Source organism: Microlunatus elymi, from assembly GCF_007362775.1.
Taxonomy (GTDB): domain Bacteria; phylum Actinomycetota; class Actinomycetes; order Propionibacteriales; family Propionibacteriaceae; genus Microlunatus; species Microlunatus elymi.
The window spans coordinates 4948103-4973486 of record NZ_CP041692.1; the positions used below are offsets into that span (position 1 = coordinate 4948103).

Annotated in this window: 21 protein-coding genes and 2 pseudogenes; 3 read left to right on the forward strand and 20 right to left on the reverse strand. The window is 66.6% G+C overall.

The genetic code is table 11. The features are described from left to right. Positions 1-62: 62 nt before the first annotated feature. From FOE78_RS22665 to FOE78_RS22755, 19 genes and pseudogenes are all read right to left on the reverse strand, one after another. Complete coding sequence (locus tag FOE78_RS22665) at positions 63-479, reverse strand: hypothetical protein (protein ID WP_143988274.1); 417 nt, start codon at positions 477-479, stop codon at positions 63-65. Positions 480-707: 228 nt separating this feature from the next. Further along, positions 708-1697 carry a polyprenyl synthetase family protein gene (locus tag FOE78_RS22670; RefSeq protein WP_143988275.1) on the reverse strand — a complete coding sequence of 330 codons (990 nt, stop codon included), beginning with the start codon at positions 1695-1697 and terminating at the stop codon, positions 708-710. A 56-nt stretch (positions 1698-1753) separates the two neighbouring features. Continuing rightward, on the reverse strand, positions 1754-3367 hold the full coding sequence (gene nuoN / locus FOE78_RS22675; protein ID WP_143988276.1) for an NADH-quinone oxidoreductase subunit NuoN: 1614 nt from the start codon (positions 3365-3367) through the stop codon (positions 1754-1756). Positions 3368-3369: 2 nt separating this feature from the next. Continuing rightward, entirely contained in the window at positions 3370-4926 is a 1557-nt protein-coding gene (locus FOE78_RS22680; RefSeq protein WP_143988277.1) for an NADH-quinone oxidoreductase subunit M, read from the reverse strand. A 16-nt stretch (positions 4927-4942) separates the two neighbouring features. Further along, entirely contained in the window at positions 4943-6841 is a 1899-nt protein-coding gene (nuoL, locus tag FOE78_RS22685; RefSeq protein ID WP_407662671.1) for an NADH-quinone oxidoreductase subunit L, read from the reverse strand. Between the two features lie 28 nt (positions 6842-6869). Continuing rightward, positions 6870-7169, reverse strand: coding sequence for an NADH-quinone oxidoreductase subunit NuoK (gene nuoK, locus FOE78_RS22690; protein WP_143988279.1), 300 nt, complete (start codon positions 7167-7169; stop codon positions 6870-6872). Between the two features lie 197 nt (positions 7170-7366). Next, positions 7367-8161 (reverse strand): annotated as a pseudogene (locus FOE78_RS22695) (NADH-quinone oxidoreductase subunit J); the annotation flags it as partial. A gap of 236 nt (positions 8162-8397) precedes the next feature. Next, positions 8398-8898: pseudogene (gene nuoI, locus FOE78_RS22700) on the reverse strand (NADH-quinone oxidoreductase subunit NuoI); the annotation flags it as partial. After that, the gene (nuoH, locus tag FOE78_RS22705; RefSeq protein ID WP_228265956.1) at positions 8898-10220 is read right to left on the reverse strand and encodes an NADH-quinone oxidoreductase subunit NuoH; all 1323 of its coding nucleotides are present in this window, start codon (positions 10218-10220) and stop codon (positions 8898-8900) included. The gene nuoH and the pseudogene nuoI, both read right to left, overlap by 1 nt. Further along, the gene (locus FOE78_RS22710; protein ID WP_143988280.1) at positions 10220-12667 is read right to left on the reverse strand and encodes an NADH-quinone oxidoreductase subunit G; all 2448 of its coding nucleotides are present in this window, start codon (positions 12665-12667) and stop codon (positions 10220-10222) included. The genes nuoH and FOE78_RS22710 overlap by 1 nt, the downstream gene beginning before the upstream one ends. Next, positions 12664-13980 (reverse strand): NADH-quinone oxidoreductase subunit NuoF, encoded by a 1317-nt coding sequence (nuoF, locus tag FOE78_RS22715; protein WP_143988281.1) that lies wholly within the window; start codon positions 13978-13980, stop codon positions 12664-12666. Before nuoF ends, FOE78_RS22710 begins: the two co-directional genes overlap by 4 nt. Further along, the gene (nuoE, locus tag FOE78_RS22720) at positions 13977-14756 is read right to left on the reverse strand and encodes an NADH-quinone oxidoreductase subunit NuoE (protein ID WP_143989030.1); all 780 of its coding nucleotides are present in this window, start codon (positions 14754-14756) and stop codon (positions 13977-13979) included. Before nuoE ends, nuoF begins: the two co-directional genes overlap by 4 nt. Before the next feature lie 86 nt (positions 14757-14842). Continuing rightward, positions 14843-16192, reverse strand: a complete 1350-nt coding sequence (locus tag FOE78_RS22725) for an NADH-quinone oxidoreductase subunit D (protein WP_143988282.1) — start codon at positions 16190-16192, stop codon at positions 14843-14845. Continuing rightward, entirely contained in the window at positions 16192-17010 is an 819-nt protein-coding gene (locus tag FOE78_RS22730) for an NADH-quinone oxidoreductase subunit C (RefSeq protein ID WP_168207639.1), read from the reverse strand. The genes FOE78_RS22725 and FOE78_RS22730 overlap by 1 nt, the downstream gene beginning before the upstream one ends. Further along, positions 17007-17564 (reverse strand): NuoB/complex I 20 kDa subunit family protein, encoded by a 558-nt coding sequence (locus FOE78_RS22735; protein ID WP_143988283.1) that lies wholly within the window; start codon positions 17562-17564, stop codon positions 17007-17009. Before FOE78_RS22735 ends, FOE78_RS22730 begins: the two co-directional genes overlap by 4 nt. Positions 17565-17618: 54 nt before the next feature. Continuing rightward, complete coding sequence (locus FOE78_RS22740) at positions 17619-17978, reverse strand: NADH-quinone oxidoreductase subunit A (RefSeq protein ID WP_143988284.1); 360 nt, start codon at positions 17976-17978, stop codon at positions 17619-17621. Positions 17979-18105: 127 nt separating this feature from the next. Further along, entirely contained in the window at positions 18106-19410 is a 1305-nt protein-coding gene (locus tag FOE78_RS22745; protein ID WP_407662672.1) for a geranylgeranyl reductase family protein, read from the reverse strand. Positions 19411-19998: 588 nt separating this feature from the next. Beyond that, on the reverse strand, positions 19999-20751 hold the full coding sequence (locus tag FOE78_RS22750; RefSeq protein WP_210414723.1) for a metallophosphoesterase family protein: 753 nt from the start codon (positions 20749-20751) through the stop codon (positions 19999-20001). A 75-nt stretch (positions 20752-20826) separates the two neighbouring features. Beyond that, a complete protein-coding gene (locus FOE78_RS22755) occupies positions 20827-22119 on the reverse strand; it encodes an isochorismate synthase (RefSeq protein WP_228265957.1) in 1293 nt (430 codons plus the stop codon). Between the two features lie 164 nt (positions 22120-22283). Between FOE78_RS22755 and FOE78_RS22760 the strand changes: the two genes are divergently transcribed. The 3 genes from FOE78_RS22760 (at position 22284) to FOE78_RS22770 (ending at position 24671) form a co-directional block, all read left to right on the forward strand. Then, on the forward strand, positions 22284-23252 hold the full coding sequence (locus FOE78_RS22760) for an aminoglycoside phosphotransferase family protein (RefSeq protein WP_143988286.1): 969 nt from the start codon (positions 22284-22286) through the stop codon (positions 23250-23252). A 132-nt stretch (positions 23253-23384) separates the two neighbouring features. Further along, positions 23385-24017: a ClpP family protease gene (locus FOE78_RS22765; RefSeq protein WP_143988287.1), complete on the forward strand. Its 633-nt coding sequence runs from the start codon at positions 23385-23387 to the stop codon at positions 24015-24017. Positions 24018-24059: 42 nt separating this feature from the next. Continuing rightward, positions 24060-24671, forward strand: coding sequence for an ATP-dependent Clp protease proteolytic subunit (locus FOE78_RS22770; RefSeq protein ID WP_143988288.1), 612 nt, complete (start codon positions 24060-24062; stop codon positions 24669-24671). On the opposite strand, the gene FOE78_RS22775 is transcribed toward FOE78_RS22770, so the two are convergent. Beyond that, positions 24672-25214, reverse strand: a complete 543-nt coding sequence (locus tag FOE78_RS22775) for a MarR family winged helix-turn-helix transcriptional regulator (RefSeq protein ID WP_210414724.1) — start codon at positions 25212-25214, stop codon at positions 24672-24674. Positions 25215-25384: the final 170 nt, after the last annotated feature.

Sequence of the window (25384 nt, forward strand, 5' to 3'; positions counted from 1 at the left end):
ACGCGTATACAAATCTCATTGCCCGACCAACAGGCCATCCGGCGGTGTCGGCCGTTCGGCGATCAGGTGGAGGTGCCGACCTCTTCGAGTACGAACGCGTACTCGATGTCGCGGGACGCATCGACCCTCAGCACGGCGTGTCCCGAGCCGCCCGGTATCGCCGGCGACTGCGCGCTGAAGAGGTTCGTGTCGTCGCAGCCGCTGGATCTGGTCCACAAGATCGACGTCGTGCCGCGCTTCGCGCTGAAGGTCGGGCCGTCGCCGGGGCCCCGGCAGACGAACACGCCGATCACCGAACCGCGCACACCGGTGAGGTCGACCGCGAGATGATCCGGTCCACTCGTCTGGGTGGCCGCCAGCAGCCTGCCGAACTGCGGCAACGTGTTCCTGCCGTTCGCCTGGCGATCGCGCAGCGACTGGTCGAGTTCACGGCCGGACACCAGCCGCGAGGCGCTCGACGGTGTGGGGCTCGCCGACACGCTGACAGACGGGAGCGGCGATGGATCGTGCGGTCGGGGCGCAGCGCACCCGGCCATCAACAAGATCGATGCAGTAACGACAACGGCACGTCGGCCGGCATGTGGCCGATCTCGGCGTACGACCATGTAGCGCTTCCCCAGGATGTGTCCGACTCGGACGCAACCGCGGCGAGTGTGCGCAAATCTATGCGATTACCGGCCCTTCGACAGGCTCAGGGACCTGGTGCGTCAGGATGTGCGGGTGACGACGGAGTCGCAGAGGTCGGAGAGGGCGTCCTTGGCGGGGCCGTCGGGCAGCGGGGCGAGGATCCGGCGGGCGGCTTCGGCACGGCGGGCGACGTCGGCGCGGGCTTCGGCGATGGCGGGGTGTTTGCGGAGCAGACCGAGGGCCTCGTCCACCTCGTCGTCGGTCCGCTCCCCCGCCAACAACTCCAGGAGTCGAGCGTCGGCCGGGTCGATGGAGCGCCGGGCCAGCAGGATCGGCAGTGTGTCGACACCCTCGCGCAGGTCGGTGCCCGGGGTCTTGCCGGTCTCGTCGCTGGTGATGTCGATGATGTCGTCGCTGAGCTGGAAGACGATGCCCAACTGCTCGCCGAAGTCGGCCAGCAGCCGTTGGGTTCCGGCGTCGGCACCGGCGATCATGCCGCCGACCTTCGTACTGACCGAGATCAGCGACGCGGTCTTGTCGGCCACCACCTGCAGGTAGTGCTCCAGCGGATCGGCACCCTCCTGCGGGCCGATCGTCTCGGCGATCTGGCCGCGGACCAGCCGGTTGAACATCTCCGCGTACGTCGCGACGATGTCGATGCCGAGGTCGGTGACCAGCACCGACGCCCGAGCGAACAGGTAGTCACCGACCAGGATCGCCAGCGAGTTGCCCCAGCGAGCGTTGGCGCTGTCGGAGCCTCGTCGTACGGTCGCGTCGTCCATCACATCGTCGTGGTACAGGCTGGCCACGTGGGTCAGCTCGACCACGATCGCGCCCCGCGCCACCCTGGCCTCGGCGCCGACTCCAGCCTCCGGACCGAACTTCGATCCGAGCACCACCAACTGCGGCCGGAATCGCTTCCCGCCGGCCTCGATGATGTGCTTGGCCGCCTCGCTGAGTACGGGGTTGTCGGACTCGACCGCGGCCAGCAACTTCGACTCGATCAGTTCCAGGTGGGCGCGCACGGACGCGTCGAAGTCCGTCGTGACGGATTCTGCGCTCGCAGCCATGTCAGCCCTCTCGAGGAAGCTGCTGGGGTCGCCCCAGCCGGGCGCCCCAGACTAACTCAGCGGAGGAACTCTCCGGCATTCGCGGCCAGGTCCAGGATCGGCCCCGGGTAGATACCGAGGACGACGGTCACCACCACGCCGAAGCCGATCGCGGTCAGCGTGGTCCAGCTCGGCCGAACCACTTCGGCGACCTGGTCCCCCGGCTTGGGCTCGGTGAAGAACATCACCACAATCACCCGCAGGTAGATCACCGCGGCGATCAGGCTGATCACCACGGCCGCAGCGACCAGCCAGTACTGGTGGCCGGCCCAGGCGGCGGCGAACACCGACCACTTGCCGATGAAGCCACCGGTCAGCGGGATGCCGGCAAAGCTCAACAGGAACAGCGAGAACACCGCTGCCGTGACCGGCGCCCGGCGCCCCAGTCCGGCCCAGCTGGACAGCGACGCGGACTCACCGCCGCGCCCCCGGACCATGGTCAAGATCGCGAACGCACCGAGCGTGGCCACGCTGTAGGCGACCAGGTAGAACAGCGCCGACGAAACGCTGGACAGGCTCATCGCCGGCTTGCCGTTGCCCACCTGGGACGCACCGACGACAGCCACCAGGATGAAACCGGCGTGGGCGATCGAGGAGTAGGCGAGCATCCGCTTGACGTCGTTCTGGGTGATGCCGAGCACCGCGCCGACGAGCATGGTGGCCAGCGCGACGATGATCAAGAACGGCTGCCAGTCCCACCGCATCCCGCCGAGGGCGACGTAGAAGACCCGCATCAGCGCGCCGACGGCGGCGATCTTGGTGCAGGTCGCCATGAAGCCGGTCACCGGGGTCGGCGCACCGACGTACACGTCCGGGGTCCAGGAGTGGAACGGAACCGCACCCAGCTTGAACAGCAGCCCGACGCCGACCATCACCATGCCGGCCAGCAACAGGCCGTCGTGCTGGGACGAGGTCTGCAGCGAGGTGGCGATCTGCCCCAGGTCGAACGATCCCGCGTAGCCGTACAGCATGGCGATGCCGTAGACGAAGATCGCCGACGACAGCGCGCCGAGCAGGAAGTACTTCATCGCCGATTCCTGGCTGAGCAGCCGACGCCGACGGGCCAGCCCGCAGAGGAGGTAGAGCGGCAGCGACAGCACCTCCAGGCCGACGAACATCATCACCAGGTCGTTGGCGGCCGGGAAGATCAACATCCCGGTCAGCGCGAACATCGCCAGCGGGTAGACCTCGGTGTGTTCCTGGCGGTTGGCGATCGCCTCGGCCTCACCGGCAGTACCCGGCACGGTCGCGGCCTGCGCGGTGAACGCGGAGGCGTTGCCTTCCAGCCGCCGTTCGGCGAAGACCAGGAACGAGATGCCGCCGAAGACCAGCAGCACCGTCCAGAGGAAGTACGTCGGTCCGTCGATCGCCAGGGCGCCGAGAGCGGTGATCGCGGTGGTGCCGCTGGCCCAGTTCAGGATGGTGAAGAACAGGGCCAGGATGATGCCGAGGAAGGTCACCAGCAACTGCAGCGAATGCCGCATCGCGCGGGGTGCCAGAGCCTCGACCAGGACGCCGACGCAGGCCGCCGCGAAGACCACGATGAACGGCATCAACAGGCCGTACTCGATCTTCGGCGCGGGTATCTGCAGTGCGGGCAGCTGCAGTACGGGAAGCTGCAGGACCGTCATCGTCAGCGCCCTCCTTCCGTGACATGGGGTTGCGGATCAGTCATGCCGACATGCTGCAAAGTTGTCGTCACGGTCGGTTCGATGATCGCCAGGAACGGCTTCGGGAAGAAGCCGAGGACCAAGATCACCAACACCAGCGGAATCAGTGCCAGCCGCTCGCGGCCGACCAGATCTTCGGTGAATTTCTCCTTCACCCGTTCGCCGGGCACACCGGTGGCGGTGCGCTGGTACATGATCAACGCGTACAGCGCGGCGAGCACGATACCGATGGTGGCGATCACCGCGTAGATCGGGTGCCGGGAGAACGTTCCGGCCAGCACCATGAACTCGCTGACGAACGTGGACAGGCCCGGCAGCCCGAGCGCGGTCAGTGCCGCGAACATCAACAAGCCCGCCAGCAACGGAGTCGCCTTGACCACACCGCCGAAGTCGCTGATGTCCCGCGAGCCCCGCCGCTTCATCATGAACCCGGCAGCCAGGAACAACGCCGCCGCGGACAGGCCGTGGTTGAGCATGTAGAACGTCGCACCGGTCGCGCTCTGGCTGGTGAAGGCGAAGATGCCCAGCACGATGAAGCCGAAGTGGCTGACCGAGGTCCAGCCGATCAGCCGCATCAGGTCCTTGCTGCCGATCGCCATCAGGGCGCCGTAGATGATCGAGATCAACGCCAGGACCAGCACCACCGGAGTCGCCCACTTCGACGCGTCCGGGAACAGCTGCAGGCAGAACCTGATCATGGCGAAGGTGCCCAGCTTGTCCATCACGCCGGTCAGCATGATCGCGCCGCCCGGGGTGTTCTGCTCCACCGAGTCCGGCAGCCAGGAGTGGAACGGCACCATCGGCGCCTTGATCGCGAACGCGATCATGAAACCGATGAACAGCCAGCGTTCCAGGGTCGGATCGATGTTGAGCTTGACCAGATCGCTGAGCAGGTAGCTCGGATCGCCGGCCTGGGCGGAGATGATGCCCAGACCGATCACCGCGGCCAGCATGACGAACCCGCCGAACAGACCGAACAGCAGGAACTTGGCGGAGGCGAAGGCCCGTCGGGTGCCGCCGAAGCCACCGATCAGGAAGTACATCGGGATCAGGATGACCTCGAAGAACAGATAGAACAGGAAGACGTCGGTGGCCAGGAAGGCGAACATCGCGAAGCCCTCGACCGCCAAGATCAATCCGACGTACGTGTGCGGGCCCCACTTGGGTGCGACCGGCTCACCGTCGGCGGTCTTGCTGCCGATGTGCGGCAGCTCGGCATCGTTCCAGGAGGCGATGATCACCACCGGAGTGAGGAACGCGGTCAGCAGCACCAGAGTCAGCCCGATGCCGTCCAGCCCGAGCGCGTAGTGCGCACCGATCTGCTTGATCCAGGTCAGCTGCTCGGTGAACTGCATGCCACCGCCGACGTGGTAGCTGATCGCGAGCACGATCGTGATCACCAGCACCGCCAGCGAGAACACCAGCCCGGTCAGCTTCGCCGCGTTGCCGCGGACGAAGATCATCGCCAACCCGCCGATCAACGGCAGCAGACCGATGATGGTCAGCCAGGGGAAAGACACTTTTTCTCCTTCCCGCTCAGCCGAGCCGGCCGAGGACGAGGACGCAGCCGATCACGAAGGCTCCGGCGATCATGGTCAGGGCGTAGGACCGGACGAAGCCGCTCTGCCAACGCCGCAGCCGTGCGGACAGCCCGGCGATGATGCCGGACACCCCCATCACGGTTCCGTCGACACCACCGGTGTCGGTCTTGGTCACTCCGGCGACCAGGCCGATGCCCGGGCGCATGAAGACCGCCTCGTTGAAGGCGTCGCCGTACAGGTCGTTGCGGCCGGCCAGGGTGAACGGCGACCGGCTGACCGGCTGTTCGACCGGGATCTCCTTGCCACGACCGAAGATCAAGATCGCGATCACCACACCCACCGCGACCGCTGCCAGAGTGATCACGCCGAGCAGGTTGATGTAGAGCAACCCGGTCGTGTGCACCGGCGTCTGGACACCGACGGCCGGAGCCAGCCAGTTGCCGATCCAGCCGTTCAACGCCACCCCGGCGACCGCCGAACCGATGGCCAGCAAGATCAACGGGATGGTCATGATCAACGGCGACTCGTGCGGATGCACGCCCTGCTGATGCCGCTTGGCACCGAAGTAGGTCATGATCATCAACCGGGTCATGTAGAACGCGGTCACCCCGGCACCGATCAGCGCCAGCGCACCCATGATCTTGTTGTGCTCCCAGGCCGCCTCGATGATGTGGTCCTTGGAGTAATAGCCACTCAGGAACGGGAATCCGATGATCGCCAGGTAGCCGATGCCGAAGGTGACGAAGGTGATCGGCATGAACTTGCGCAGCGCACCGTAGTGGCGCATGTCGACGTCGTCGTTCATCCCGTGCATCACCGAACCGGCGCCCAGGAACATGTTGGCCTTGAACCAGCCGTGGGTGACCAGGTGGAAGATCGCGAACGCGTACCCGGCCGGGCCGATGCCGGCGGCCAGCATCATGTAGCCGATCTGGCTCATGGTGGAGCCGGCCAGCACCTTCTTGATGTCGTCCTTCGCGCAGCCGATCCAGGCACCGAACAGCAACGTGACGGTGCCGACGATGGCCACGATCAACGCGGCGATCTCGGTCTGGGCGAAGATCGCGTGACTGCGCACCACCAGGTAGACGCCGGCGGTGACCATGGTCGCGGCGTGGATCAGCGCCGACACCGGGGTCGGGCCCTCCATCGCGTCCAGCAGCCAGGACTGCAGCGGCACCTGGGCGGACTTGGCACAGGCACCCAGCAGCAACAGCAGACCGAGGATGGTCGCCTGCGCCGAGCTCATCTGCGGGGCACCAGCGTTCACGTCGCTGAACTGCAGCGAACCGAACATGTACAGCATGAAGCCCATCGCGATGGACATGCCCATGTCGCCGACCCGGTTGACGATGAACGCCTTCTTGGCCGCGGTGGCCGCGGTCGGCCGTTCCTGCCAGAAACCGATCAACAGGTACGAGGCGAGGCCGACACCCTCCCAGCCGACGAACAGCGCGAAGTAGTTGTCGGCCATCACCAGCAGCAGCATCGCCGCCACGAAGAGGTTCAGGTAGGCGAAGAACCGGCGCCGATTCGGATCATGCGCCATGTAGCCGATCGAGTAGATGTGGATCAGGCTGCCGACGCTGGTGATCAACAACATGAACACGATCGACAGCTGATCGACCTGGAGCCCGGCGGTGATGTGCCAGTTGCCGACCTGGATCCATTCGTACAGCGTCTGCTGGATGCTGCGCTGATCGGCGTTCTGGCCGAGCAGCTGGACGAACATCAGCAGCGCGATCACGAAGGAGGCGATCGGCGCCAGCGCGGCCAGGATGTGGCCCCAGGCGTCGGAGAGTTTTCCCAGTGCCAGCAGCAGTGCAGCGGCCAGCCCGGGAATGGCGATCACCAACCAGGAGAGGGAGAAAACGCCGGTGGCCGGTGTGGCCACTTCTAGCAAATGCACGCTCTTCGTCCTCTCAGAACTTCAGCAGGTTGGCGTCATCGACCGAGGCCGAGCGACGGGTGCGGTAGATCGTGACGATGATCGCCAGACCGATCACGACTTCGGCTGCAGCCACCACCATCACGAAGAAGGCGGCGATCTGCCCGTCCAGCGATCCGTGCATCCGGGCGAAGGTGATCAACGCCAGGTTGGCGGCGTTCAACATCAACTCGACGCACATGAAAACGATCAGCATGTTGCGCCGGATCATCACGCCCAGCATGCCGATCGAGAACAGGATCGCCGACATCACGATGTAGACCTGGGGGTCCATCACTGCTCCCCTTCCTCGACAGCGCGACCGGGCTGTTCGCTGCCCGGCCCGCCGATCGGTTCGGCATGGGATTGATCATCGGGCTCGGGTCCTTCGACGGACTCGGGGCCCAGGTCCCGGCTGGGTTCGGTGGTGACCTCGGTACGCCGCGGGGCGGCCGGGTGCGGGACGAAGGAGGCAACCGCGGTGGCCGGGTTCTCCGCCCGCTCGGGTGCGATCGCCCGCTGGGTCTGCTGGGTGGGACGGATCAGGTCGCCCGGGTTCTGCACCACGCCGCGTGCGGTCAGGGTGCCGGAGACCGAGCTCTCGGCGATCTCGCCGCTGGCCAGCAGGGCCGGGGTGTCGACCGCGTTGTGCCGGGCGTAGACACCTGGCGGTGGCAGCGCACCCGGGTGGGCGCCGGTCTCGGCGTACGCCTTCAGCCGTTCGGCGACCAGGTCGGACTGAGTCTTCTTCTTGGCCAGGCGCTCCCGGTGCGCCAGCACCATCGCGCCCAGTGCCGCGGTGATCAACAGCGCCGAGGTCGCCTCGAAGGCGATCACGTAGCGGCCGAAGATCAACGACGCCAGCCCCTGAACGTTGCCGCCGTGCGCACTGTTGGCCTGGCCCAGACCGGCCGGCTGACCGACGAGGGCATGACCGATGGCGACGATCAGCAGGACGAAGAAGCCGAGTGCTGCCAGCAGCGCCAGGATCCGTTGTCCCTTGATCGTCTCGATCAGCGACTCGGAGGTGTCGACACCGACGATCATCATCACGAACAGGAACAGCATCAGGATCGCGCCGGTGTAGACGATGATCTGCACGGCGAACAGGAACGGCGCCTGCTGGGCCGCGTACTGCACCGCCAGGGACAGCATGACCGCGGCCAGCGACAGTGCCGAATGCACTGGCCGCTTGGCCAGGATGGTGCCGAGTGCTCCCAAGATCATCACCGGCATCAGCATCCAGAAGGCGACCTCGGGTCCGGTCGCCATCGGAACGATGATCATCGTTTCCCACCCTCTTGATCTTGGTCTGACCCGTGTCCCGAACCGTGTCCCGAACCGTGTCGTGGCTGGGTCGGATGCAAGGCCGGCGCCGACGCCTTGCCCATCTGGGCCAGCGCCGCCGCCGACTGCGGGGTGTCGGCGTACAACTCGGCAACCTCCGCCTGAGCCTTGGCCCGATCCCGTTTCTTCCAACCGGCGTTGGGCAGACCGGAGTTGAAGTCGGCCGGCATCGGCTGGGTCTCGGGGAGGCCCTGGAAGTATTCCTTCTCACTGTCGCCGAGCATCCGCTCGTGCGGCGGGGCGGTCATCCCGGGCAGCAGCGGCGCGAGCAGCTGATGCTTCTCGTAGATCATGTCCTCGCGGGTGAAGTCGCTCAGCTCGAAGTGATTGGTCATCGTCAACGCCCGGGTCGGGCAGGCTTCGATGCACAATCCGCAGAGGATGCAGCGCAAGTAGTTGATCTGATAGACGCGGCCGTACCGCTCACCGGGGCTGTAGCGCTCGGCGTCGGTGTTCTCCGCACCCTCGACGTAGATCGCGTCGGCCGGGCAGGCCCAGGCGCACAGCTCACAACCGACGCACTTCTCCAGGCCGTCCGGCCAACGGTTCAGCTGATGCCGACCGTGGTAGCGCGGGGCGGTGATCTTCGGCCCGGCCGGGTAGGCCTCGGTGAAGGTCTTGGTGAAGAAGGTCTTCAGCGTGATGCCGAATCCTGCGATCGGATCCAGGAATCCCATCAGCTTCCTCCCAACGTAGGCGGTTGAGCTTGCGGTTCGGTCTGCTGGTCGGGGGTTGCGTCAGCCGGTTCGGTGACGACCACCCCGGCCAGTTCGGGCAACACCTGCCCGGGCCGCGGCGGCACCGGGAACCCGCCCGCGAAGGCGTCGAATTCCTTCACCGGTTGAGGTTTCTCCTCCTCCGGCTCACGGCCACCGAAGAAGATGATCGCCAGGATCGCGATCACGATGGCCGCGCCGATCGCGATGAACAGCGGCTGGCCGAACCAGCCCTGGCTGCGGGCAACCCGGAAGGTGGCGACCAGCAGCACCCAGACCAGCGAGATCGGGATCAGCCAACGCCAGCCCAGCCGCATGAACTGGTCGTAGCGGAACCGGGGCACGGTGGCCCGGACCCAGACCATGAAGCCCATGAACAGGATGGTCTTGATCACGAACCAGAGCAGGCCCCAGTAGGCGTGATCCATGCCCAGCCAGTTGAACGGAATCGGCGCGTGGAAGCCGCCGAGGAAGATCGTCACGCAGACCGCGGACACGTTCGCCAGGGCCATGTACTCGGCCATGTAGAACATCGCGAACCGCATCGAGCTGTACTCGGTCAGGTAGCCGCCGACGATCTCCGACTCACCCTCCGGCAGGTCGAACGGGGTCCGGTTGGACTCACCGAAGATCGCGATCACGAAGATCACGAACGACGGGATCAGCACCAGGCAGTACCAGAGGTTCTTCTGCGCGTCGACCACCTCGGAGGTGGACAGCGACCCGGAGTACATGAAGACCGCGACCAGGCTGAGGCCCATCGCGACCTCGTAGCTGATCATCTGCGCACTGGCTCGGATGCCACCGAGCAGGGCGAACGTCTCGTTCGAGGCCCAGCCGGCCAGCACCACGCCGTAGATGCCGACCGAGGTGACGCCCAAGATCAACAAGATCGACACCGGCATGTCGGAGACCTGCAGCATGGTGGTGTGGCCACCGGGCACCGGCACCTTGCCGGCGAACGGGATCAGGGCGAAGATCAACACCGCCGGGATCACGTTCAGTGCCGGTGCCAGCATGAAGACGACCTTGTCCACGCCGGAGGGAGTCAGATCCTCCTTGAGCATGGACTTCAGGCCGTCGGCCAACGACTGCAGCGATCCGAAGGGGCCGTTCATGGTCGGGCCGGGACGGTTCTGCATCCGGCCCAGCACCTTGCGTTCGAAGACGATGCCGAACAGCGTGAACAAGATCAACAGGACGAAGCCGAACAACGCCTTCAAGATCACGACCCAGAGCGGGTCGTGCATGAAGATGTTCAGATCCATCGGCACGAGGGACATCACTTCGCTCCTTCGATCCGTACGACCTCGCCGGAACTTACCGCCAGATGTTCGCTGAGGGCCAATCCGCCGTGGCCGGTCTCGGTCAGCGCGCGGGACGGCAGCCAGATCACCCCGTCGGTCATCTCCGGCACGATCTCGGTGCGGAAACTGATCGACCCTCGATCGGTGGACACCACCACCCGGTCGGCGATGCCGGCTTCGGCCGCGGTCCGCGAACTCAGCCGGGCCACCGGCCCGCGCGCGGTGCCGGCCAGGTACGGCTCGCCGTCGATCGCCCGGGCGTCGTCCAGGTGCAGCCGCCAGCTGGCCAGGATCGCGGTGTTCGGTCCTTCGACGGGCTCAGGACCCTTGGCCCGAACTTGTCGAAGGGTGGCCCGCTCCCCTTCCCAGACACCCAACTCGGCCAACTCGGCGCGGGCCTGCTCGGCGGTACGGATGCCGAGGTCGGTGCCGAGTCCGTCGGCCAGAGCGGCGAGCACCCGCAGGTCGCTCATCGTGTTCGGCTTCTTGATCACCACGCCGAAGGACCGCTCGCGGCCCTCCCAGTTGACGAAACTGCCGGAGCGTTCCTCGATCAAGCCGACCGGGAGCACCACGTCGGCACGCTCGGTGACCTCGCTGACGCGGGTCTCCAGGCTGACCACGAAGCCGGCATTCTCCAGCCCGTGCCGGACCAGCACCGGATCGACGAAGTCGGACGGCTGGACACCGCCCACCACCAACGCCTTCAGGGCACCGGTCGCCGCCGCCACCAACTGCTCGTTGGCGGACCGGCCGACCCGGTCGGGCAACGACGGGAGCCCCCAGGCGGCGGCCACGTCGACCCGGGCGGCCGGATCGGTGACCGGACGTCCGTACGGCAACAGGTTCGGCAGGCAGCCGGCCTCGACCGCCCCGCGCTCACCGGCGCGGCGCGGGATCCAGGCCAGTCGGGCACCGGTCCTCGTCGCCAGCTCCACCGCCGCGGTCAGCGCGCCGGGCACCTGGGCCAGCCGCTCGCCGACGATGATCACCGACGTGCCGTCCAGTTCGACCGACGAGGGCAGCTTGGCCAGCACGTTCGCCTCGTCGCCCGGCACGGTCGGCAGCAGCGTGCCGCCGATCCGCCGGATCCCTTCGGAGGCGTACGGGGCGAGCTGGTAGCTGCGCAGCTTGTTCTTCCGGAAGGCCTTGCGGAGCCGGAGGAAGACGACGCCGCCCTCGTCCTCGGGCTCGAAGCCGGCCATCAGCACCGCGGACGCGTTCTCCAGGTCGGCGAAGGTGACACCCGGCTGCCCGTTGATCGGGCCGGTGCCGGCCACCGCGGCGGCCAGGAAGTCGGCCTCCTCGTCGGAGTAGGCCCGAGCCCGATGGTCGATGTCGTTGGTGCCGATCACGGCCCGGGCGAACTTGCTGTAGGCGTAGGCGTCCTCGTGGGTCAGCCGACCCCCGGGCAGGACGCCGACCGAGTCACCGGCCGCCTTCAGCCCGGCCACCGCGGCGTCGATCGCCTCCGGCCAGGAGGCGAACCGCAACGAACCGTCCTCGTCGCGTACCAGCGGCTGGGTCAGCCGATCCTCGCCCCGGCCGGAACGGAAGGCGAAGCGGTCCTTGTCGGAGATCCACTCCTCGTTGACCTCCGGATCGTCACCGCCCATCCGGCGCATCACGGTCTGCCGGCGATAGTCGACCCGGATCGCCGAACCCGAACTGTCGTGCTCGGCGATCGACGGCACGCTGACCAGGTCGAACGGCCGGGACCGGAAGCGGTAGGCGGCGCTGGTCAGCGCACCCACCGGGCAGATCTGGACCGTGTTGCCGGACCAGTAGCTGTCGAACGGCTCCTTGGCGTACAGGCTGACCTGCTGCAGCGGGCCGCGTTCGCCGAGCACGATCAACGGATCGCCGGCAATCTGGTCGGCGAACCGGGTGCAGCGCGCACACAGCACACACCGCTCGCGGTCCAGCAGGATCTGCGCGGACAGGTTGATCGGCTTGACGTAGAGCCGCTTGACGCCGTCGTAGCGGGACTCACCGTCGCCGTGCGACAGGGACTGATTCTGCAGCGGGCACTCGCCGCCCTTGTCGCAGATCGGGCAGTCCAGCGGGTGGTTGATCAGCAGGAATTCCATGATTCCGCGCTGCGCCTTGTCGGCCCGCTCACTGGTCAGCTGGGTCTTCACCTTCATCCCCGGCATCACCGTGATGGTGCAGGATGCCTGCGGCTTGGGCATGCCCCGGCCGTTGCCCATGTCCGGGATCTCCACCATGCACTGCCGGCAGGCGCCCACCGGGTCGAGCAGCGGATGGTCGCAGAAACGCGGGATGTCGATGCCGATCAACTCGGCTGCCCGGATCACCAGGGTGCCCTTCGGCACGCTCACCTCGACGTCGTCGATGGTGATGGTGATCAGGTCTTCCTTCTTCTCCACCTCGGCGGCGGAGGTGTTCTGCGTGACGGTCACTGCGCAACTCCTGCCGGCTGGACGTAGACCACGTTTCTCTCGTACGGGAACAGCTCCCAGGCGGGCGTGTGGTAGCCGGCCTCGAACTCGTCGCGGAAGTACTTGATCGCGGAGTTGACCGGGGTGACCAGGGCGTCGCCGAGCGCACAAAAGGCCTTACCGCCGATGTTGTCGGACAGGTCGAGCAACTTCTCCACGTCGCCCTCCTGCCCCTGCCCGGCCTCGATCCGCTGCATGATCTGGGCCAGCCACCAACTGCCCTCACGACACGGCGTGCACTTGCCGCAGGACTCGTGCTTGTAGAACTCGACCCACCGCGACACCGCACGAACCACGGAGACGGTCTCGTCGAAGATCTGCAGCGATCGGGTGCCGAGCATCGATCCGGCCTTGGCCACCGAGTCGTAGTCCAGCGGCACGTCCAGATGCTCGTCGGTGAAGACCGGCGAGCTGGAACCACCGGGCGTCCAGAACTTCAGCCGGTGCCCTTCGCGGATCCCGCCGGTCAGGTCAAGAAGCTGACGCAGCGTGGTGCCCAGCGGGACCTCCACCTGGCCCGGGTTCTTGACGTGGCCGGACAGGCTGAAGATGCCCATCCCCTTGCCGTTGTCCACGCCCATCGAGGTGAACCAGTCGATGCCGTTGGCGACGATCGCCGGCACGGTGGAGATCGACTCGACGTTGTTGATCACCGTCGGCGAACCGTACAGGCCGGCCACCGCCGGGAACGGCGGCTTCAGTCGCGGTTGTCCGCGGCGGCCTTCCAGCGAGTCCAGCAGCGCTGTTTCCTCACCGCAGATGTACGCGCCCGCGCCGGCATGCACGATCAGCTCCAGGTCGAACCCGGTGCCGAGGATGTTCTTGCCCAGGTAGCCGGCGGAGTAGGCCTCCATCACGGCCTGCTGCAGCCGACGGATGACGTGCAGCACCTCGCCGCGGACGTAGATGAAGGCGTGCTTGGCGCCGAACGCGAAACAGGAGATGATCACGCCCTCGACCAGGGTGTGCGGACTCGCCATCATCAGCGGCATGTCCTTGCAGGCACCGGGTTCGGACTCGTCGGCGTTCACCACCAGGTAGCGCGGCTTCGACTTGTCCGGATCCAGCAGCGACCACTTCACACCGGTCGGGAAGCCGGCTCCGCCACGGCCCCGCAGCTGCGAGTCCTTGATCATTCCGGCCAGCTCGTCGGGGCTCTTGTGCAACGCCGACCGCAGCGTGGCGTAGCCGCCCTGACGCTCGTAGTTGGTGAGCTTCCAGGCCCGTTCGTCGGCCCAGTTGCGGGTCAGGACCGGGGTAATCGGATCGGTCACTTCGCCTCACCCTCACCGTTGGCTTCTGCTTCGGCCTTCTCCCGCTCGGCGTCGGCCTTGGCCTGCGCCGCCTCCTCGGGCGTCGGCGCCCGCCAGCCGTTCTCGCTGGCGATCCTGACGCCCAGCTGGGACTGCGGTCCGGAGGTCGGGCCCTCGTCGGCGCGGCCGTCGGGGTAGCCGGCCAGTACGCGTTCGGACTGCCGCCAGGTGCAGATCCGGGCGCCGCGGGTGGAGGTCAGCTCCTGGCCGTCGCGCAGCTTGTCCACCAGTTCGACCGCCGAGTCGGGAGTCTGGTTGTCCATGAACTCCCAATTGACCATCACCACCGGGGCGAAATCGCAAGCAGCGTTGCATTCCACCCGCTCCAGGGTGATCTTGCCGTCGGCGGTGGTCTCGTCGTGGCCGACGCCGAGATGCTTGCTGAGCCGGTCGTACACGTCGTCGCCGCCCATGATCGCGCACAGCGCGGTGGTGCAGACACCGACGTTGTACTCGCCGTTGGGACGGCGCTTGTACATCGTGTAGAAGGTCGCCACCCCGGACACGTCGGCGGTGGAAAGGCCCAGAATCTCTGCACACGCTTCGATTCCGGCCGGGGTGACCCGGCCCTCGACGCTCTGCACCAGGTGCAGCATCGGCAGCAGCGCCGACCGCGACTGCGGATAGCGGGCCGCGATCTGGCGCAACTCCTCCAGCGTCTTCTCGCCGATCTCGGTCTCGGTCACGGTGGTGTCGATCGGCTCCGGACGATGCGCGTTCGGATCGGTCGGCGTCACCCCCGGCGGGACCTGACCGAACTGGTCGGTCCGCCGGCCGTCGAGCAGATTCTTCTGCTTGCTGTTGTTGTCGAGATTATCGGCGTTCACCGGTCGACACCTCCCAGAACCGGGTCCAGCGTTGCGATGTTGACCACCACGTCGGCCAGGAAGCCGCCCTCGCTGAGGGCCGGCAATGCCTGCAGGTGATGGAAACTGGGGTCCCGGAAGTGCACCCGGAACGGTCGGGTCCCGCCGTCGGAGACCACGTGCGCACCGAGCTCGCCCTTGGCGCTCTCGGTCGGCACGTACGCCTGACCCGGCGGCACCCGGAAGCCCTCGGTGACCAGCTTGAAGTGATGGATCAGCGCCTCCATCGACTGCCCCATGATGTGATTGAGGTGCTCGTTGGAGTTGCCCTGCCCGTCGGAGCCGATGGACAGCTGCGCCGGCCAGGCGATCTTGGGATCGTCGACCATCACCCGCTGCCCCAGGGTCTCCTCCAGCCGCTTCACGCACTGGTCGATGATCTTGACGCTCTCCCACATCTCGTCCACCCGGTTCAGGAAACGGGCGTAGCCGTCGGCCTCGTCGCGGACCGGGACGTCGAAGTCGTACGTCTCGTAATCGCAGTACGGCAACGCCTTGCGCAGGTCGTAGGAGTAGCCGGCCGCACGCAGCAACGGGCCGGTGACGCCGAGCGCCATGCAGGCAGCAAGATCAAGATGTCCGACCCCGATCAGCCGGCTGCGCACGATCGGGTTCATTCCTGCCAGCTTGCCGAACTCCGGCATCTGCTTCTTGATCGACTTGAGGGTGTCCTTGAGCAGCTGCAGACCATGATCAGGAAGGTCCTGGGCGACACCGCCGGGACGGATGTAGGCGTGGTTCATCCGCAAGCCCGTGACGGCCTCGAAGAAGTCCATGATCTTCTCGCGCTCGCGGAACGCGATGGTCATCATCGTGGTCGCGCCGAGCTCCATCCCGCCGGTGCCCAACGCCACCAGGTGGGACGCGATCCGCATCCACTCCGACATCAACACCCGGATGATCTTGGTCCGCTCGGTGATCTGATCCTCGATCTCCAGCAGCTTCTCCACGCTCAGGCAGTACGCGAGCTCGTTGTGCAACGGCATCACGTAGTCCATCCGGGTGCAGAAAGTCACGCCCTGGGTCCAGGTGCGGTACTCCATGCTCTTCTCGATGCCGGTGTGCAGGTGGCCGATGCTGGAGCGCAGCTCGGTCACCGTCTCGCCGTCGAGTTCCAAGATCACCCGGAGCACGCCGTGGGTGGACGGATGCTGCGGGCCCATGTTGACGACGATCCGTTCGTCGTCGCGTTCGGCCTGGCCGCCGGCGACCTCGTCCCAGTCGCCGCCCATCACCGTGTAGACGGTGCCCTCGGCCGCCTCCTCGCCCGGTGCGGCGAAGAGATCTTCGGTACTGCTGGCGCTCATCAGTTGTAGCTCCTTCTGTTATCAGGAGACGGAATCGTGGCGCCCTTGTACTCGACGGGGATGCCGCCGAGCGGGTAGTCCTTGCGTTGCGGGTGACCAGGCCAGTCGTCCGGCATCAGGATCCGGGTCAGGTGCGGGTGACCGTCGAAGATCAGCCCGAACATGTCGAAGGTCTCCCGCTCGTGCCAGTCGGCACTGGGATAGACGCTGACCACCGACGGGATGTGCGGGTCGCCGTCGGGGGCCGAGACCTCCAGCCGGATCCTCCGGTTGTGGGTCAGCGAGGCCAGGTGGTAGACGGCGTGCAACTCGCGACCGGTGTCGGTCGGATAGTGCACACCGGAGACTCCGCTGAACAGCTCGAACCGCAGGTAGGCGTCGTCGCGGAGGATCTTGGCCAGCGCCAGCAGATGATCACGATGTACGTGCAGGGTGAGATCACCGCGTTCGACCACGACCTTGGTGATCGCGTTCGGGGTGCTCGGCATCAGTTCGGCGATCCGGTCCACCGCGGCGTCGTACCAACCGCCGTAGGGACGCTGGCTCGGTGCGGGGAATTCGATCACGCGTCGCAGCCGGCCGTAGCCGGAGGTGTCCGGAGTGCCCTTGGCGCCGAACATGCCGTCGCGGACGGCGAGGATCTCCGGACCCTCGGCGCTGCCCGGGCCGCTCGGGGTCGGCTCCAGGTCGGCGCGCTCGTCCGGTCCGCCGCCGGGATGCGCGTCCGGCGGGGTCGGCGGCACCTTCTCCTTGGTCTCGGCGGCGTCCTTGCCCGGCTGCTGGGCGTTGGCGTCCTTCGGGTCTTTGTCGTCGGTCACCGCAGCAGGCCCTTCTGTTCGATGGTGGCCGGCTTGGCGAGGGCGAGCCGCTCGTTCTCCTGCTCGGCCCGCTCCTTGTTCGAACCCAGCGGGGCTCGCTCGACCTTCAGCTTGCGCAGCTTGAAGATGCCGTCGATCAACATCTCCGGCCGCGGCGGGCAACCGGGCACGTACACGTCGACCGGGACGATGTGGTCAACACCCTGGACGATCGCGTAGTTGTTGAACATGCCGCCGCTGGAGGCGCAGACACCCATCGACAGGACGAACTTCGGGTCGGCCATCTGGTCGTACACCTGCCGCACGATCGGGGCCATCTTCTGGCTGACGCGGCCGGCGACGATCATCAGATCGGCCTGCCGCGGGCTGTTCCGGAAGACTTCCTGACCCCAGCGCGCGGAGTCGAACCGCGGCGTACCCATGGTCATCATCTCGAACGAACAGCAGGCCAGGCCGAAGGTGACCGGCCAGAACGACGCGCTGCGGACAGCGCCGGCCAGTGCCTCGACGGTGGTCAGCAGGATCCCGCTGGGGACCTTTTCCTCAAGACCCATAGCGAATTCAGCTCCTGGTGACGTGAGTCGGATTGTGTACGTGCTGGTTCATGATCAGTCCCACTCCAGACCGCCGCGGCGCAGGATGTAGAAGTACGCAACGAACACGGTGATGATGAACAGCCCCATCTCGACCAGGGCAAAGACGCCCATCTGGTCGAAGGAAACCGCCCACGGGTAGAGGAAGACGATCTCGATGTCGAAGACGATGAACAGCATCGCGGTCAGGTAGTACTTGACCGGGAAATGTCCACCGCCGACCGGCTGCGGAGTCGGCTCGATACCGCATTCGTAGCTGTCCAACTTGGCCCGGTTGTATCGCTTCGGACCGACCAGCATGCTGGCCGTGATGGTCAGTGCCACGAACGCGGCAGCGATGATCAGGGCGATCACGAACCCGGTGTAGAAGCTCATCGCGTGGTTCCTTCCCTCTCCGACTTCATCGGCACGGCTGTGGGGCTGTCGTTGTGCTGGTCGTTGTTGATCTTGATCGCACTCGGCTGAGGTATGCTCAGGTAACCCGTGCTCAGGTCATCCGTGCTCATGTAGCCGGCGCGATCTTGGACAACCCGTTGACGATCTTGTCGTAGACGTCGCCGTCACGGTGATCGGTCAGATTGGACAGCATCTTCAGGGTGAACTGCATGACCACCTTGCGCGGCAGACCGTACTTGACCGCCGCCTTCATGAACGTCGGGCGTCCGATGATCTTGGTGAACACCCGGCCCAGCGTGTAGTAACCGCCCCAGGTCTCACGCAGCATCGCCGGGTAACCGTGCAACGCCTTCTCCGCACTGGACGTACCGACGCCGCGGTAGTGGGCTTCGGCGATCGCGTTGGCCGCCATCTCGGCCGACTCCATCGCGTACGGAATGCCCTCGCCGTTGAACGGGCTGACCATGCCGCCGGCATCGCCGATCAGCAACAAGCCGCGGTTGTAGTGCGGGGTGCGATTGAAGGCCATCGGCAGCGCGGCGCCGAGCACCTTGCCGACCTGGTTCTCGTCCCGGAACCCCCACTCCTGCGGCGTGTTGTCCATCCAGACCTTGAGCATCTGCCGGTAGTCGACCTTGCCGAATGCCTTGGAGGTGTTGAGAATCCCGAGGCCGACGTTGCAGGTGCCGTCGCCGAGCGGGAAGATCCAGCCGTAGCCGGGAAGCAGGTTGGACTCCCCCGGCTTGCCGTCCCACAGCTCCGGCCAGGACTCGATGTACGGGCTGTTGTGCAGCGGGCTCTTGTAGTAGGTGCGGACCGCGACCCCCATCGGCAGGTGCTCGCGCCGGTTGATGCCCATCGCGATGCTGATCCGGGTGGAGTTGCCGTCCGCGGCGACCACCAGCGGCGCGGTGAACCGGCGCCCGTCCTTGGTGATCACGCCGGCGATCCGGTCGGTGAGGGGGTCAATGATCGGTTCGGTCACGTTGGCCAGCTCGTACAGCTTGGCGCCCGCGGCGACCGCGTTGTTGGCCAGCAACTGATCGAAGTCGGCACGCTGCCGGGTGACACCGAATCCCGGCCAATCGGTCAGATCGGGCCAGTCCAGATCCCAGTGCCGGCCGCCGGCCCAGAACCGCAACCCCCGCTGATGCGCCCAGCCGTTCTCGGTCGAGATGTCGATGCCGAGCTTGATCAACTGCTTGGTGCCGCGCGGGGTCAGCCCGTCGCCGCAGACCTTCTCCCGCGGAAACTTCGTCTTCTCCAGCAGGGAGACATGCAGACCGCTCCGCGCCAGATAGGTAGCAGCCGCCGAACCGCCCGGTCCCGCGCCGACCACGATCACGTCGCTCTCGATCGATCCCGCGGCCGATCGTCTCGAACTCGTCGAAGGACCGGCACCCGTCCCCAGGAGTCCTGAGCTTGTCGAAGGACCGGCACTCGACACCACCTGGGAACCCGAATCCACCTCGGAGACGTTGGGCCGTTCGGAAGTGGGTGCGCCGGAGCCGGTCGCCGCGTGCACGCGATGCGACCCAACTCCCGATCTGGGAGTCGCGCTGCCGTTCATGGACCTCTCCGGGGACTTAGTGAAACTCTTCACTAGCTAGTCGTCACTCTACGACGCAACCGCCGCCCGAGTCACGCCGGTACCTGCGCTAGTGAACCGGCCGCGGCGGATTCGGTCAACTTGAGGCGGGAAGCGGCGTTTCCCCTTGCCAACAAGGACATTTACGCAACTTACATGTTGCGTAAAGACGGCAAGCACGGAGAGGTCGGAGCGGTTGCGGATCCCACCTCGGACACCTCGAAAGTGGGACCCGGACTCGTCCGGCCGCGATCCGATCAAATTCCAGCTCGGGTCGGGTTGTGGGCTCGCGCGATGTCGATCTCGCGGCCACTTTCCAGCACGAGCGGGCAAATGAGCAGCCACGTGACCAGCACCACGTACGACCGCACCGGTTACCGAACGACGCCACCTTGCATGACCAAGACGCGCTCAGCGGCCGTCGCGGGGGCCGAAGACGGTGAGCGCTTCGAAGTCGGAGATCGCGTCGGTCAGATAACTGTCGACCCACTCCTCGACCTGGGGGTAGTCGCTGCCGGCGACCACCCTCCTCCGCAGCTCGGTCAGGTCGACCTGGGTGTGCCGCAGGGTGACGTTGCCGTTGTCCAGCAGGGCCCAGTTGCCGCCCGCACGCCCGTACGGCATGCCGATGCTGCCCGGATTGATCACCAGCCGCCGATCGACCAGCCGAACGAACGGCATGTGCGTGTGCCCGCAGACCACGGTCCGGATCTCCGGGTCGAGATCGGCGAACACCTCGGCCCACTTGTCCATCCGGGTGTCGACCAACACCACCTCGTCGTCGTCTCGCGGAGTGCCGTGACAGAACGCGACCGATCCGAAGCCGTCGAGCTCCATGATCACCGGATGCGGGAGGCCGGCGAGCAGGTCGACCTGTTGATCATCGAGTTGCCGCGCTGCCCAGGCACAGACCGGATCCGGCACAGCCAAAGAGGGATCCGAACGCAGCGCCACCAGCTCCCGGTCCGCGTTGCCGCGCACCAAGATCAACTTCTCGCCGAGCTCGGAGAACCGTTGCAGTACGGCGGTCGGCTGCGGCCCGGACAGATGATCACCGGTGATCACGATCCGATCGCAGGACCGTACGTCGTCCTCGGCCAGCACCGCATCGAGCACCGGCAGTACGCCGTGCACGTCCGACATCACCGCAACTCTGCTGATCACCGGAGCAACGCTAGACGAGACCGGACGAGTGTTTCGAGGATCGCGGCGATGTCGCTGCTGGTCCGGCGGCGGACCTCAGGAGCCGAGGGCGTCACGCATCGGCACCAGCTTGGCCACCGACTCGGCCAGTTCGGCTGCCGGATCGGACTCGGCGACGATGCCGCACCCGGCGTACAGCCGGATCTGCCGCGGATCGTCGGGGTCGATCCGGCCGCAGCGCAGCGCGATCGCCCACTCCCCGTCACCGTCGGCGTCGATCCAGCCGACCGGACCGGTGTAGCGGTTGCGATCGAGCTGTTCGAGCTCGGCGATGGTCGCCCGCGCCGCATCGGTCGGAGTGCCACAGACGGCGGCGGACGGATGTAGCGCCGCCGCCATCGCCAGCGAGCTGGCATCGGGGCCGGCGACCGCGGTCACGTCGGTGGCCAGATGCAGCACGTTGGGCAGCTCCAACACGTACGGCGCATCGGGCACGTTCATCCCCGAGCAGTACGGAGCCAGCGCGCGAGCGACCGAGTCGACGGCGTACTCGTGCTCCTGAAGATCCTTGCTGGATTGAGAAAGCGCCGCCGCCAGAGCAAGATCATGATCGGCATCGTCGGAGCGGCGGATGGTGCCGGCGAGCACCCGCGAGGTGGCCAGACCGGACTCGCGCCTGATCAACATCTCCGGCGTCGCACCGACCAGACCGTCCACGTGATAAGTCCAGCAGGCCGGATAATCGGCGGCCAACCGGGCGACCAACCACCGTGGATCGATCGGGTTCGCGGCCAGCGCCAGCAGCTCCCGCGCCATCACCACCTTGCCGAGCTTCCCGGCGTTGATCCGGCGTACGGTCTCGCCGATCATGCTCTCCCACTCCGGCCCGGACAGCTTGCCGTCGGCGAAGCTGACCGCCCCCGGCGACTGCACCGGCAGCGCGCCTGCGCCCGCGGCCGGGCCGTCCTCCGACGGCCAGTCATCCCCGCCGACGTTGCTGATCGTGGTCCGCCAGGCGCGCCCGCCCCGACGCCCGATCACCACCTGCGGGATGATCAACACCGACTCGCTCGGGGTGTTGTCGTGATCGAAGCAGAAGCTGCCGAAGGCGACGAAACCGGCGCCGGCCGGCTCGTCGCCGTCCAGTCCACGATCGACAACCACCTGCGCACTGGTCTCTCGCCACCACTGCTCGGCCTCGGCGATCGAGGTCGCCTTGTGCCGGGCCACCTCGCCGAAGGCGATCATGCCTTCGCCGCGGCGGATCCAGGCCAGCGCGCCCGGCTCGGGCAGCAGCCCCGACAGTCTGCCGGGATCGGGAATCTCTTCGGTCGCCACGTGCAGCCGCGGTCGGTCGACCGCACCGCCGGCGGAGAGATTCGTGCTCACCCGGCTCAGCGTAGCCCGGCTGCGCTCCGCGAGGACGCCGCCAGCATGTGAGATCCGCCGCTCTCGGGAACCGGTTATCGACTGGCCGCGGCACACCGCGTTCGCCATCATCGTGATCACCGCGGACCGCGACGGGCGCGTCGGCGACGAGCAGAGGAGAACCGGTGCATCCACCGCCGAGCACAACCGTGCCGCTCAGCGTTCCGGTCGGGCAGACGGCCCAGCGACCGGAGTGGGTCGAGCTGCCGGCCGCGGTGCGGGACTGGGTCCAAGATCAACTCGGTGCCGCGGTGGTGGTTGGCCGTTCCCAACGTAGTGGGTACACACCCGGATTCGCCTCCCGGCTGGAGTTGGCCGACGGCCGACGCGTGTTCGTCAAGATCGCCGGCTGGGAGCGCGCCTGGCTGCTCGACTCGTACGCGAACGAGGCGATCAAACGGCGGACGCTGCCGGCCGGCGTGCCGGCGCCGAAGCTGCTGTGGGACGGCCGGGAAACCTTGCAGGGCACGGAATGGCTGGCGTTGATCTTCGAGGACATCGACGGCCGTCATCCCCGGCGACCGTGGCAACCGGCTGCGGCCGCGGCGGCAGTTGCCGCGGTGGAGCGGGCCGCACAGCTGTTGTCGCCGGCACCGGCAGGCTTCGACTGGCAGCCGTTGAGCACCGAGCTGGGCGGCATCACTGAGGACAAGGAGGAGGGGATCCGGCAGCATTTCGGTGACCATGCCGGCGAGCTGCGCGAGCTGGTGGCCGGCTTTGCAGAGCGTTGCTCCGGGACCACCTTGGTGCACGGCGACCTGCGCGACGACAACCTGATCATCGACGCGGGCGGTCGGGCCTGGATCTGCGACTGGAACTTCCCGATGCTGGCCAAGCCGTACGTCGACCTGGTCACGCTGCTGCTGTCGATGCGCGGTGACGGACTGGACGCCGATGCGATCCTGGCCGCCAGTCCGCTGGTGACCGCAGACGACACTGACGGCATCGACAGTCTGCTCGCCGATCTCGGCCTCTACTACCTGATCGCGGCCGAGGGGCCGGAGCCGGACGGTTCGCCTTATCTGCGCCGCCATCAGCGATGGAATCGGGATGTGACCCTCGGCTGGCTGGCCGATCGCCGCGGCTGGCGCTGACGACGGGACGCGCCGAGCGATGAATCCGGCCGGCTGATTCTGCCGTCGGCGGATCTGCTCCGGGCAGATTCGCTTCCGCAACCGACGGCAACCGAGCAGAGTTGATCATGACTTCGAAACCGAGGAGATTTCATGATCAACTCCATCGACCACCGCCGGGAAGGCGAGCCGCAATTCCGGGCCGGGCTTGATGATCAGCTCGCGCAACGTCTGCTGGAGCAGCGAATCGTGGTGCTCGGCCAGCAGGTCGACGACGCGATCGCCAACAGGTTGAGCGCGCAGTTGCTGTTGCTGTCGGCCGAGGATCCGCGCGCCGACATCAGCCTTTACATCAACTCCCCCGGCGGCTCGGTGACGGCCGGGTTGGCGATCTACGACGTGATGAAGCTGATCCCCAACGATGTCAGCACCCTGGGCATGGGGCTGGCCGCCAGCATGGGGCAGTTTCTGTTGTCCGCCGGGACCAAGGGCAAGCGCTACTGCCTGCCGCATGCCCGGGTGCTGATGCATCAGGGATCGGCCGGCATCGGCGGGACCGCCGCGGACATCGAGATCCAGGCCCAGAACCTCGACTACACCAACAACTTGGTCAACACGCTGATCAGCGAGCACACCGGCCAGACCAAGGCGACGATTGATGCCGACTCCGGACGAGACCGCTGGTTCACCGCCGACGAGGCCCTGCACTACGGGTTCATCGACAGTGTGGTCACCGAGTTGGCCGACGTCCGCCCGGCCGGCCGCAGCCGATCCGCCCGACTCTGAAACCTCAAGCCTGCAAGGGATCCAAGATAGGAGAAGTTGATCATGAGTCAGTACACGATTCCGTCGGTGTTGGAACGGACGCTGCGCGGCGAACGGGTGTCCGACATCTACTCTCGGTTGCTCAGTGATCGGGTCGTCTTCCTGGGCACGCCGATCGACGACGGCGTGGCCAACGTGATCATCGCCCAACTGCTGCATCTGGACTCGGAGAACGCCGAGACCGAGATCGGCCTCTACATCAACTCCCCGGGCGGTGACCTGACCGCACTGATGGCCATCTACGACACCATGCAGTTCATCAGCTCCGACGTGGCCACCGTCTGCATCGGCCAGGCCGCCTCGTCGGCCGCCGTGCTGCTGGCTGCGGGTACGGCCGGCAAGCGTTCGGTGCTGCCGCACTCCCGGGTGCTGCTGCATCAGCCCTCGGGTGGCGCCGAGGGCACGATTCCCGATCTCGCCATCCAGGCGAAGGAAGTCGCCCGGTTGCGCAGGCAGTTGAACGAGATCCTCAGCCGGCACACCGGCCAGTCGGTGGACAAGATCAAGACCGACACCGATCGCGATCTTGTGCTGACGCCCGAGGACGCCATCACGTACGGCCTCGTGGATCGGATCATGCAACCGCGGCAGGTGCCCGCGTACAAGGTCGGCTGATCAGGCAGGGCTTTCGCCGAGCGCCTCTTCCAGGGCGTGCGACGTCCGTACCAGGAAGTTGATCACCACCGCCCGCTCGGCGGCGGTGAGCTCGGCGGCCGGGGCGAATCGATGGGCGTGCTGGCGTCCGACGGTCTGCTCGGCGGCCAGTGCGGTCTCGGCGGTGATCTCCACCGCGATCCCTCGTCGATCGGTCGGGTGCGCGCTGCGGACGACGTGCCCGGCCTGCTCGAGCCGATCCAGCATCTTGGTCGTCGACGCGGTCGTGATGCCGAGGTGTCGGGCCAGCAGACTCGGCGTGGTCAGCCTGCCCTGATTGCGTTGCACGATCAGGAAGTGCAGTGCCCGCATGTCGGTCTCGTTCAGCCGCATGTAGCGGCGAGCGGCCTCGGACAGCCGGCGTTCGACGTCCCGCAGCCGGCCCATGGCGCGCATCAGTTCGCCGATCTGCGCCAACTCCTCTGGCTGCAAGCCGGCCCGATCGATCAGCCGCCCGGTCGGGTCGTTCCACTGCGGGTCGTAGACGGCGTCGGCTGCACGCACGGGGCTGTCATTGCCCTGTGCCGCTCGAGCGGTGCCCGCCATCTGTCCTCGCCTCCGGTGCCGGATTCGGTCAGCATCGTAGACCCCAGCATGTTTCTTGCTAGGCTCATTGCTAGCCAAGCTAGCGATTGACGAAGGCGAGTCGCCCGATGCCGTCCAGTTCAGCCGAA